Origin of the sequence: Actinotalea sp. JY-7885, assembly GCF_014525465.1 — a bacterium.
Classification (GTDB): domain Bacteria; phylum Actinomycetota; class Actinomycetes; order Actinomycetales; family Cellulomonadaceae; genus Actinotalea.
Genome location: NZ_JACEXH010000111.1, coordinates 1 through 11055, shown reverse-complemented (window position 1 = coordinate 11055; position 11055 = coordinate 1). Strand labels below are relative to the sequence as shown.

Below are 11055 nucleotides of genomic sequence, written 5' to 3'. Positions count from 1 at the left end.
GCGCCGTGGCCGGTCGCCGGGCCGCTGCGCGACGCGGCTGGCGACGCCGACCCCGCGGCCCTCGACGCCGCCGGGCGTGCCCTGGCCGCGCTGCGCAAGGTCAAGTCCGAGGCGAAGGTCTCGATGCGGACGCCGATCCTGCGCGCCGAGCTCGTGGTGCCGGCCGCGCAGGTCGACCACGTCCGCGCGGCGCTCGGCGACGTGCGCGCGGCCGGACGCGCGCTCGACCTCGCGCTGACGCCCGACGACGCGATCGAGCTGACCTGCGTGCGGGACGCCGAGCTCGGTGAGGCCGAGGCGCGCCGAGCCCGGTGACCGTCGCCCGGTGACCACGGACGACCACCGCCGAGGGGCGGGACGTTCGTCACAGTAGGCCCTCCGTCTGCATAGCCATGCTTGCGCGCGTATAAAGTTCCACGTGCATCGCACCACCCACAGAACAGGAACGACCATGCCGCGCCGGAACCACGCCGCGCTCCTCGGCCTCGCCGCCGCCCTCACGCTCGCCGGGTGCAGCTCCACCGCCTCGAACGAGGCCACCATGGACGGGGCGGGCAGTGACGAGATCCAGCTCGTCTCCGAGGGGACGCTGACCCTCTGCGCCAACCCGCCGTACGAGCCGTTCACCTACGAGGAGGACGGCGAGGTCGTCGGCCTCGAGGTCGACATCGTCCGCGAGGTCGCGATGGACCTGGGCGTGGAGCTCGCCACCGTCTCGACGCCGTTCGAGGGCCTCGAGTCCGGCCAGGACCTCGAGACGCGCAAGTGCGACGTCGTCGCGTCGGGCATCACGATCACCGACGAGCGCGAGGAGCGGCTGGACTTCGCCGACCCGCACTTCGACGCCGACCAGGGCCTGCTCACCGCCGCCGGCGCCGACCTGACGTCCGCCGAGGACCTCAAGGGCCTCACGGTGGGCGTGCAGCAGGCGACGACGGGCGAGGACTGGGCCACGGAGGAGGGTCTGACCACGCGCCAGTACGAGGACCTCGGCCTGCAGGTCGAGGCGCTGCGCGCCGGCGTGGTGGACGCGATCGTCAACGACATCGCCGTCCTGGGCCCGTACGCCGACGGCGACCTCGAGGTCGCCGCGACGTTCCCGACGGGCGAGCAGTACGGCATCGGCGTGCGCACGGGCAACACGGCCCTGCTCGAGGCCGTCAACGGCACGCTCGAGCGCATCCGCGAGGACGGCACCTACGCGACGATCTACGAGCAGTACATCGGCACGGCCCCGGCCGAGTGACCGGCGGCCAGGCACGAACGCGAGAACGACGGGACACCGCATGACCATCGAGCAGTCCGGCGTGGCGGGCGACGCGGGTCCGCTCGCCGGGCGGGCCCGCATGAGCCCGCGCCGGCGGGCCCGCATCTCGCGCACGGTGCAGTACAGCCTCCTGGCGGTCGCGGTCGTGCTCGTGGCCGTGACCGCCGACTGGGGCCGGGTCGCGTCCGCCTTCGCGGACCCCGAGGCGGTGCGGGCCATCGCGCCGCTGCTACCCCGTGCGGCGCTCAACACGGTCGTCTACACGGTCGCGGCGTTCGCGGTCGGCCTGGCCCTCGGCCTGCTGCTCGCGCTCATGAAGCTGTCGGAGGTGCGCGTCTGGCGCGCCCTCGCCACGGCGTACGTCGAGTTCTTCCGCGGGATCCCCGCGCTGCTGGTCGTGCTCGCCTTCGGCTACGCGGTCCCGACCGCCTTCGAGGTGCGCTTCGACTCCGTCGTGCTCCAGATCGCCCTCGCGCTCGGGCTCGTCTCGGCGGCCTACATCGCGGAGACGCTCCGGGCCGGCATCCAGGCGGTGCCGAAGGGACAGGTCGAGGCCGCGCGGAGCCTGGGCATGTCCCCCACCGCGACCATGCTGCGCGTGGTCATCCCGCAGGCGTTCCGGATCGTCCTGCCGCCGCTGACCAACGAGGTGGTCCTGCTGCTCAAGGACACCTCGCTGGTGTTCGCGCTCGGCCTGGCCACGAGCGACTACGAGCTGACCAAGGTCGGGCGCAACGCGCTGAGCGACCCGAGCGGCGGGCTCACGTCGATCGTCGCCGTCGGCCTCGTCTACCTCCTCCTGACCATCCCGCTCAGCTCGCTCACGCGGTGGCTCGAGCGCACCACCGGCCACAAGGGGCACGTGTGAGCACCCAGAGCACCGCGGGCGGCGCCGGCGCACCCGTCGTCACCATCGAGAACCTGCACAAGTCCTTCGGGGAGCGCGAGGTCCTGCGGGGCATCGACCTGGAGGTCGCCCAGGGCGAGGTGGTCTGCGTCATCGGGCCGTCCGGCTCGGGCAAGTCGACCCTGCTGCGCTGCGTCAACCTGCTCGAGCAGCCGACGTCCGGCACGGTGCGCGTCCTGGGCACCGAGGTGACGGACCCCGACGTCGACATCGACCGGGTCCGCACCCACGTCGGCATGGTGTTCCAGCAGTTCAACCTCTTCGGTCACCTGTCCGTGCTCGAGAACTGCACGCTCGCCCAGCGCAGCGTGCTGCGGCGGCCGCGGGCGCAGGCCGAGGAGATCGCCCGCCGCAACCTCACGCTGGTGGGCCTCGGCGACCGGGCCGGCTCGATGCCCGGTCAGCTCTCGGGCGGGCAGCAGCAGCGCGTGGCGATCGCCCGCGCCCTGAGCATGGACCCCTCCCTGATGCTCTTCGACGAGCCCACCTCGGCCCTCGACCCCGAGCTCGTCGGGGACGTCCTGGCCGTCATGCGCGACCTCGCCGACGCCGGCATGACCATGCTCGTGGTGACGCACGAGATGGCGTTCGCCCGCGAGGTCGCCGACCGCGTCGTGTTCATGGACGACGGCGTGGTCGTGGAGCAGGGACCGGGCGACGCCGTCATCGGCGCACCCACCCAGGACCGGACCCGCGCCTTCCTCGCCCGTGTGCTCGACCCCACGCACCGCCACCCCGATGCCTGACCCAGGAGAACCCCGTGCGTGAGAGCGCCAGCCCCAGCCTCGCCGACGTCGACCCGACGACGTCGATCTCCGACCTTCTCGCCGAGCGGCTGGAGCGCTCCCCCGACACCGCGCTCGTCGAGCGCAAGCAGGGCCTGGGCGGGACGTGGACGCCCGTGACGACGCGCGCGTTCGCCGACCAGGTCACGGCCCTCGCCCTGGGGCTCCTCGCGCGCGGGGTGGGGGTCGGGGACCGCGTCTCGATCATGAGCCGCACCCGCTACGAGTGGATGCTGCTCGACTTCGCCGTCTGGGCGGTCGGCGCCGTCCCGGTGCCGGTCTACGAGACGTCGTCGGCCGAGCAGATCCGCTGGATCCTCTCCGACGCCGGCGTGCGGCTGGCCGTCGTGGAGACCACGGCGCACGCCGCCGCCACCGAGTCCGTGCGTGGCACCCTGCCCGCCCTCGAGGGCGTGCTGGTCATCGACGAGGGGGGCCTGGAGGCGCTCCGCGAGGAGGGCCGGGCCGGCGACGAGGCGGAGGTCGCCCGGCGCACCGCGGCCACCGTCGGCGACGACGTCGCCACGATCATCTACACGTCCGGGACCACCGGCAGCCCCAAGGGCGTCGAGCTCACCCACGCCAACTTCGTCGCGCTCACGCGCGAGGGCGTCGTCGGGCTGGGCGACGTCGTCTCGAAGCCGGGCACCCGCACCCTGCTGTTCATGCCGCTCGCGCATGTGTTCGCGCGCTTCATCCAGGTGATGTCGGTGGCCTCGGGCGCCGTCGTCGGGCACACGCCGGACACCAAGAACCTCCTGGCGGACCTGGCCGCGTTCCGGCCCACGTACGTGCTGTCCGTCCCGCGGGTCTTCGAGAAGGTCTACAACTCCTCCGAGCAGAAGGCCGGCACGGGCGTGAAGCTCAAGGCGTTCCGCTGGGCCGCCCGGACGGCGATCGTCTACTCGCGGGCGCTCGACGCGCCGGGGGGCCCGGGCGCCCGGCTCAAGGCGCAGCACGCGCTGGCCGACCGCCTCGTGCTCGGCAAGGTCCGCGCGGCGCTCGGCGGCGCGGCCGAGTACGCCGTCTCGGGCGGTGCGCCGCTGGGCGAGCGCCTCGGACACTTCTACCGCGGCGTCGGGGTGCGGGTGCTCGAGGGCTACGGCCTCACCGAGACGACGGCGCCGACGGCGGTCAACCGCCCCGACAGGACGGTCATCGGCACCGTCGGTCCCCCGATGCCCGGGACCGCGATCCGGATCGCGGACGACGGCGAGATCGAGCTCAGCGGGCCCCACATCTTCCGCGGGTACCACGGCAACCCGGAGGCCACGGCCGCCGCGCTCGTGGACGGCTGGTTCCGCACGGGCGACCTCGGCAGCCTCGACGACCACGGGCACCTGACGATCACCGGTCGCAAGAAGGAGATCATCGTCACCGCGGCCGGCAAGAACGTCGCCCCGGCCCTCCTCGAGGACCGCCTGCGCGCCCACCCTCTGGTGAGCCAGGTCGTCGTGGTCGGGGACAAGCGGCCCTTCATCGGGGCGCTCGTCACGCTCGACTCGGAGATGCTCCCCGGCTGGCTGACGTCGCACGGGCTGCCCGCGATGGACCCCGCCGAGGCCGCGCGCAGCCACGCGGTCCTCGCCGCGCTCGACCGGGCCGTGGCGCGGGCGAACGAGGCGGTCTCCCGCGCCGAGTCGATCCGCAAGATCTCGGTGCTGGCGACCGACTTCACCGAGGCCAACGGCTACCTCACGCCGTCGCTCAAGGTGAAGCGCGCCCTCGTGCTGCGCGACTACGTCGACGAGATCGAGGCGCTCTACACCCGCTGAGCCAGCGCCGCGTGCCCGCCCGCGGAGGGCGGGCACGCGTCCTGCTCGGACTCAGTGGCGCCGGTGCGTGTCGCCCGTGTAGCTCGGCGCGGACTCGTGCGGCGTCGCCGCGTCGCTCCAGCGCAGGAGCGCCCCGACGCCGTCGACGAGCTCGAGGCTGCCCTCCATGGCGAAGGTGAACCCGGCGTCCTGCGCGACGGCGGCGCGCAGCATGCCGATGTCGGCGCGCAGCTCGCGGACCTCGTCCGCCGGCACGCCCAGCGCCTGCACGTCGTCGCGCCGGGTGCCGAGCTGCAGCGGGTCCGGTCCGGTCCACAGGGTCCGCTCCGCCAGCCGCGCGACGGACGCACCGGCGGCGTTGCGGACGACGACGAGCTCGTCGACCTGCCCCTTGCGGAGCACGTCGACGACGTCGTCGAGCGACGTCACCGCGCCGTCCCCGCGGCCGAGCGCCTCGCGCACGCGGTCGGCGACGGCCTCCCGACGCCGGGCGCGGTACGCCTCGAGCACCTCGTGGACGCGCTGCGCGAAGACGTCCTCCTTGACGCCGTCGGCCCGTGAGCCGCCGGGCACCTCGACGAGGAGCTCCTTCGCGGCGTGGCCGAGCGCGTCACGCAGCAGCGGCACGGCCCGGACGTCGCCCGTGACCAGGACCAGCTCGGGCCGCAGGTCGGCGACGAGCTTGTCGACCTCCGTCGCGACCGCCTCGGCGTTGCGCTCCCACGAGTCCTGGACGCGCATCTGGAAGCGCCGCTGGGCCCACCCGCCGCCGTTGAACTTGTGGAGCTCGTCGTGGCCGCCCTCGACCTGCTCGTGCACGTCACCGGCCGCGTGGCTCTCCGCGTCGGACCAGACCAGGTCGGCGCCCTGGCGGTCGATCTCCACGAGCAGGTACCGCACGGCCTCGTCGGCCGCCGCGACCGCCGGGGCGAGCGACGGCGCACCGTCGTGGAAGGCCTCGTCGCGCACGGGCGGCTCGGCGAGCACGCGGTCCACGAGGATCTGCGAGCCCGACGCCACGAGGTAGCGCCCGTGCCGCCCCGGGACGTGCGTGGGCCGCAGCACCGCCTCCTCGAGCGCCGCCAGGGTCTGTGCCGGTGCACCCTCCTGCTCGAGCGCCCGTCGCATCCCGTTCCACCGGTTGCGGACCTCGCGGTCGCCGGACTCGTCCCCGCGTGTGGCGTCCAGGCACACGGTGGTCAGAGGGCCGTCGTGGTGGATCAGGGGCTTGAGGGAGTCGAGCTTCATCGGGTCCTCACGATCTGTCTGGGACGCCGGCGCCGAAGCCGCCGGCTCGGACCCCTCCACCCTCGCCCAAACGCCGCCCCGACGCCAACCGCCGGAGACGACGAACGCCCCGCCGTCCGGGCGGGGCGTTCGTCGTGCGGTGCGTCAGGCGGACTTCTCGCGGGGGGTCCGCTTGGGTGCCGGCTCGCGGGGAACGATCGTGGGGTTGACGTTCTCCAGCACGGTCTCGCGCGTGACCACGACCCGGGCGACGTCGTCGCGTCCGGGCACGTCGAACATCACCTGCTGCAGGACCTCCTCGAGGATGGCCCGCAGCCCGCGCGCCCCCGTGCCGCGCAGGAGCGCCTGGTCGGCGACCGCCTCCACCGCGTCGGGGGTGAACTCGAGCTCGACGCCGTCGATCTCGAACATCCGCTGGTACTGCTTGACCAGGGCGTTGCGGGGCTCCGTGAGGATCCGCACGAGCGCCTCCTGGTCCAACGGCGAGACCGTGGTGATGACCGGCACGCGCCCGATGAACTCGGGGATCAGCCCGAACTTGAGCAGGTCCTCCGGCATGACGTCGCCGAAGACGTCCGTGTCGTCCGCCGAGTGCAGCGGGGCCCCGAAGCCGATCCCCCGGCGCCCGGCGCGCGACGTGATGATCTCGTCCAGGCCGGCGAACGCCCCCGCGACGATGAACAGCACGTTGGTCGTGTCGATCTGGATGAACTCCTGGTGCGGGTGCTTGCGCCCGCCCTGCGGGGGCACCGACGCCGTCGTGCCCTCGAGGATCTTCAGGAGCGCCTGCTGGACACCCTCGCCCGAGACGTCGCGCGTGATCGACGGGTTCTCGCTCTTGCGGGCGATCTTGTCGACCTCGTCGATGTAGATGATGCCCGTCTCGGCCTTCTTGACGTCGTAGTCGGCGGCCTGGATGAGCTTGAGGAGGATGTTCTCGACGTCCTCGCCGACGTACCCGGCCTCGGTGAGCGCCGTGGCGTCCGCGATGGCGAACGGCACGTTCAGCATCTTCGCGAGGGTCTGCGCCAGGTACGTCTTGCCGCAGCCCGTCGGGCCGATCAGCAGGATGTTGGACTTCGCGAGCTCGACGGCGTCCGCGTCGTTGCCCACCCGGCTCAGCTCACCGGCCTGGATGCGCTTGTAGTGGTTGTAGACCGCGACGGCGAGCGAGCGCTTCGCGGGGCCCTGGCCGATGACGTACTGCTCGAGGAAGTCGAAGATCTCGCGGGGCTTGGGAAGCTCCACCATGCCCACCTCGGTGGCCTCGGCGAGCTCCTCCTCGATGATCTCGTTGCACAGGTCGATGCACTCGTCGCAGATGTACACGCCGGGCCCGGCGATCAGCTTCTTGACCTGCTTCTGGCTCTTCCCGCAGAAAGAGCACTTCAGCAGGTCGGCGCCGTCCCCGATGCGTGCCACTGAGCTCTCCTCACCCGCGGTCCGTCCCGGACCGCTCCTGTCGACCATTGCACACCACGGCGCGCCGCCTGTCAGCACGCACAGGTCAGGCGGCGTGTCCTGCCGCCCGCCCGGGGTGGTCCCGGGCGGGCGGAGACCCTCAGGAGGGCAGGACCGCCGCCTTGCGGCTCTCGAGGACCTGGTCCACGAGACCGTACTCGCGTGCCTGCTCGGCCGACAGGATCTTGTCGCGCTCGATGTCCTTGCGCACCTGCTCGACGTCGCGGCCGGCGTGGTGGGCGAGCGTCGCCTCGAGCCACTCGCGCATGCGGATGAGCTCGTTGGCGTGGATCTCGATGTCGGACGCCTGCGCGTAGCCGCCACCCTCCATCGCCGGCTGGTGGATCAGGACGCGGGCGTTCGGCAGCGCGAGGCGCTTGCCGGGGGACCCCGCCGCGAGCAGGACCGCCGCCGCCGAGGCCGCCTGGCCCAGGCACACGGTCTGGATCTGCGGCTTGATGTACTGCATCGTGTCGTAGATCGCCGTCATGGCCGTGAAGGAGCCGCCGGGCGAGTTGATGTACAGGATGATGTCGCGGTCCGGGTCCTGGCTCTCCAGGACGAGCAGCTGGGCCATGACGTCGTCGGCCGACGCGTCGTCCACCTGGACGCCCAGGAAGATGATCCGGTCCTCGAAGAGCTTGGTGTACGGGTCCTGGCGCTTGAAGCCGTACGCGGTCCGCTCCTCGAACTGCGGCAGGACGTAGCGCGACGACGGCGCGCCGTAGGGCAGCGCGCGGCCGCCGTGCGACCCGGCCAGGGCCGCGGCGCGGGAGATGAACTGGTGCTCGGTGCTCACGGGTGCTCCTCGGAGATGGTGGTGGCTGGGCGTCAGGCGCTCGTGGTGCCGCCGCCGCCGGCGACCGACCCGGAGTGGGTGACGACCTTGTCGACGAAGCCGTACTCGAGGGCCTCCTGCGCCGTGAACCAGCGGTCGCGGTCCGAGTCGCGGTTGATCTGCTCCACCGACTTCCCGGTCTGCTCGGCGATGAGCTCGGCGAGCACCTTCTTCATGTGCAGGATGAGCTCGGCGTTGATCCGCACGTCCGTCGCCGTGCCACCGATGCCGCCCGAGGGCTGGTGCATCATCACGCGGGCGTGGGGGGTCGCGTAGCGCTTGCCCTTGGCACCGGAGGAGAGGAGGAACTGCCCCATCGACGCGGCCATGCCCATCGCGACCGTGGCCACGTCCGGCTGGATGTACTGCATCGTGTCGTAGATCGCCATGCCGGCCGTGATCGAGCCGCCGGGCGAGTTGATGTACAGGAAGATGTCCTTGTCCGGGTCCTCCGCGGCCAGGAGCATCATCTGCGCGCAGATGGCGTTCGCGTTCTCGTCGCGGACCTCGGACCCGAGCCAGATGATCCGCTCGCGCAGCAGCCGGTTGTAGATGTGGTCGTTGAGGCCCAGGTTCGGGCCGTCACCGCGTGCGTCGCGCGGTGCTGCGTGGCTCGTCTCGTTCACGACTCTCCTCGTCCGTCCAAAGGTCCGTCGGTGGTGGCCGTGGTGGTACCACTGGCCCCTTCGCGGTGTGCAGTGACCCTAACGTGACGCCCCGTCCCTCCACGCCCCGGGCCGCGCGCTTTTCGCTGACGGCGGAGGTCCGCGGCGGAGCCCTCCCGACGCGCGCAGGCCCCGCACCGCGCGCGGTGCGGGGCCTGCGTGAGAGGCGTCCTGACGACGGGCCGGTCAGGCCTTGGCGTCGCCCTCGGCGGTGGCGTCGGCCTCGACCTCGGACTCGACCTCGGCCGCGTCCTGGCCGTCCTCGACGGCCTCGTCGGCGACGTCCAGCTCCTCGGCGTCCTCGTCGTCCGTGCCGATGAACTCCGAGAGGTCGACGGCCGCGCCGGCCGAGTCGACGACGGAGACCTGGCGCAGCGCGACGGCGACGGCCTTGGAGCGACCGACCTCGGCGACCATGGCCGGGATCTGCCCCTGCTCGTCGACCGTCTTGATGAAGGTGTTCGGGTCCATGCCGTACTGGCGGGACGCGCTCACGAGGTACTCGACGAGCTCGTTCTGCGAGACCCGGACCTGCAGCTGCTCGGCGAGCGTGTCGAGCAGGATCTGGTTGGCGAGCGCCTCGCGGGCCTGCTCGCCGACCTCGGCGCGGTGCTCGTCGTCCTCCAGCCGGCCCTCGTTCTCGAGGTGACGGTGCACCTCGGCCTCGATCACACCGTTCGGGACGGGGATCTCGACGCCGCCGCGCAGCTGCTCGAGGAGCAGGTCGCGCGCCTGGACGGCCTGGTTGGACGCCTTGGTGCGGGCGACCTGCTCGCGCAGGTCGTCGCGCAGCTCGGCAAGGGTGTCGAACTCGCTCGCGAGCTGCGCGAACTCGTCGTCCGCGGCCGGGAGCTCGCGGGTCTTGACCGTCGTCGCGGTGACCTTGACCTGGGCCTTCTCGCCCGCGTGCTCGCCACCGGCGAGCTCCGTCTCGAACGTCGTCGTCTCGCCGGCCGACAGGCCCGTCAGCGCCTCGTCGAGGCCCTCGAGCATGTTGCCGGAGCCGATCTGGTAGGAGATGCCGCTGACCGAGTCGACCTCCTCGTCACCGATCGAAGCGACGAGGTCGAGCACGACGTAGTCGCCCTCGGCGGCCGGCCGGTCGACGCCCACGAGGGTGCCGAAGCGCTCGCGCAGGGCGTCGAGACGGGCGTCGACGTCCTCGTCGCTCACGGCGACGTCGTCGACGGTGACCGTGATGCTGTCGAGCGCGGGGACCTCGATGGTCGGGCGCACCTCGACCTGGGCCGTGAAGCTGAGGCCGCCCTCGGCCTCGGTCAGGGCCGGGATCGCGGTGACCTCGATGTCGGGCTGGCCCATGGGCCGCAGGTCCGCCTCGGTGACGGCCTGGCGGTAGAAGCCGGCCATGCCGTCGTTGACGGCGTGCTCGATGACGGCGGCGCGTCCGACGCGCTGGTCGAGGATGCGGGCGGGGACCTTGCCCTTGCGGAAGCCGGGGACCTGGACCTGCGAGCCGATGTGCTCGTACGCGTGGTCGATGCTCGGCTTCAGCTCGTCGTGGGACACCTCGACGGTCAGCTTGACCGTGGTGGCATCGATGGTCTCGACGGCGCTCTTCACAGCAGTGATCTCCAACGGCTCGAACGGTGGCCGGGGGACCCCGGCGGGAGGCAGGCGCTCGCTCGACGGCGGCTCCTGGCGTGTGCGGGCAGGCGTGCGTGAGCCACGCTCAGCCCGTCGATCGTACGGCACGCCCGACCCGCCGCACGCAGCCACCTCGCCCGCACTGGTCGGGATGGCGGGATTCGAACCCACGACCTTCCGCTCCCAAAGCGGACGCGCTACCAACCTGCGCCACATCCCGGCGGACGGCCTGCGTCCGGCACCGCGAGCGTACTGCCGACCGCCGCGTCGTCCCGCGTCACCCGGGCCTCGCCCGTCCCTGTAACCTGGGCTCCGCTCCCGTCCGGGAGCGTGCGGGCGTAGCTCAATGGTAGAGCCCCAGTCTTCCAAACTGGCTACGCGGGTTCGATTCCCGTCGCCCGCTCCGCCCGGCCCACGGCCCGCCTCCCGCGCGAATGCGGCGCCACCGCTAGCCTCGGCGCCATGCCCGCGCCCCCGCCCCCGCCGCCGCCCGCCCCGGCGCCC

Annotated in this window: 9 protein-coding genes, 2 tRNA genes and 1 pseudogene; 6 read left to right on the top strand and 6 right to left on the bottom strand. The window is 72.5% G+C overall.

What is annotated here, in order from left to right; translation table 11 throughout:
- From valS to IDM29_RS11025, 5 genes and pseudogenes are all read left to right on the top strand, one after another.
- A pseudogene (gene valS / locus IDM29_RS11045) lies at window positions 1-315 on the top strand (valine--tRNA ligase); the annotation flags it as partial.
- Window positions 316-451: 136 nt separating this feature from the next.
- Window positions 452-1246: an ABC transporter substrate-binding protein gene (locus IDM29_RS11040; protein WP_188037532.1), complete on the top strand. Its 795-nt coding sequence runs from the start codon at window positions 452-454 to the stop codon at window positions 1244-1246.
- A 40-nt stretch (window positions 1247-1286) separates the two neighbouring features.
- Window positions 1287-2135, top strand: coding sequence for an amino acid ABC transporter permease (locus tag IDM29_RS11035; RefSeq protein ID WP_220458024.1), 849 nt, complete (start codon window positions 1287-1289; stop codon window positions 2133-2135).
- Window positions 2132-2920, top strand: coding sequence for an amino acid ABC transporter ATP-binding protein (locus IDM29_RS11030; protein WP_182113520.1), 789 nt, complete (start codon window positions 2132-2134; stop codon window positions 2918-2920). The genes IDM29_RS11035 and IDM29_RS11030 overlap by 4 nt, the downstream gene beginning before the upstream one ends.
- 14 nt (window positions 2921-2934) lie before the next feature.
- Window positions 2935-4734 carry a long-chain fatty acid--CoA ligase gene (locus tag IDM29_RS11025; protein ID WP_182113519.1) on the top strand — a complete coding sequence of 600 codons (1800 nt, stop codon included), beginning with the start codon at window positions 2935-2937 and terminating at the stop codon, window positions 4732-4734.
- Between the two features lie 51 nt (window positions 4735-4785).
- Here IDM29_RS11025 and IDM29_RS11020 read toward each other — a convergent pair whose 3' ends face one another.
- The 6 genes from IDM29_RS11020 to IDM29_RS10995 form a co-directional block, all read right to left on the bottom strand.
- On the bottom strand, window positions 4786-5982 hold the full coding sequence (locus tag IDM29_RS11020) for a Vms1/Ankzf1 family peptidyl-tRNA hydrolase (RefSeq protein WP_188037531.1): 1197 nt from the start codon (window positions 5980-5982) through the stop codon (window positions 4786-4788).
- Window positions 5983-6126: 144 nt separating this feature from the next.
- Window positions 6127-7404, bottom strand: a complete 1278-nt coding sequence (gene clpX / locus IDM29_RS11015; protein ID WP_182113517.1) for an ATP-dependent Clp protease ATP-binding subunit ClpX — start codon at window positions 7402-7404, stop codon at window positions 6127-6129.
- Between the two features lie 139 nt (window positions 7405-7543).
- A complete protein-coding gene (locus tag IDM29_RS11010; protein ID WP_182113516.1) occupies window positions 7544-8242 on the bottom strand; it encodes an ATP-dependent Clp protease proteolytic subunit in 699 nt (232 codons plus the stop codon).
- A gap of 32 nt (window positions 8243-8274) precedes the next feature.
- Entirely contained in the window at window positions 8275-8907 is a 633-nt protein-coding gene (locus IDM29_RS11005) for an ATP-dependent Clp protease proteolytic subunit (RefSeq protein WP_304518621.1), read from the bottom strand.
- A gap of 225 nt (window positions 8908-9132) precedes the next feature.
- Window positions 9133-10527: a trigger factor gene (gene tig / locus IDM29_RS11000; RefSeq protein ID WP_188037530.1), complete on the bottom strand. Its 1395-nt coding sequence runs from the start codon at window positions 10525-10527 to the stop codon at window positions 9133-9135.
- A gap of 167 nt (window positions 10528-10694) precedes the next feature.
- Window positions 10695-10771: transfer RNA gene (locus tag IDM29_RS10995), tRNA-Pro, on the bottom strand.
- Between the two features lie 112 nt (window positions 10772-10883).
- On the opposite strand from IDM29_RS10995, the gene IDM29_RS10990 reads away from it, so the two are divergent.
- Window positions 10884-10954 (top strand) — tRNA-Gly (locus IDM29_RS10990).
- Window positions 10955-11055: the final 101 nt, after the last annotated feature.

Bases quoted from the DNA above. Each gene is read 5' to 3' on its own strand.
- IDM29_RS11040 (WP_188037532.1), top strand. From the start codon at position 452: ATGCCGCGCCGGAACCACGCCGCGCTCCTCGGCCTCGCCGCCGCCCTC.
- IDM29_RS11035 (WP_220458024.1), top strand. From the start codon at position 1,287: ATGACCATCGAGCAGTCCGGCGTGGCGGGCGACGCGGGTCCGCTCGCC.
- IDM29_RS11020 (WP_188037531.1), bottom strand. From the start codon at position 5,982: ATGAAGCTCGACTCCCTCAAGCCCCTGATCCACCACGACGGCCCTCTG.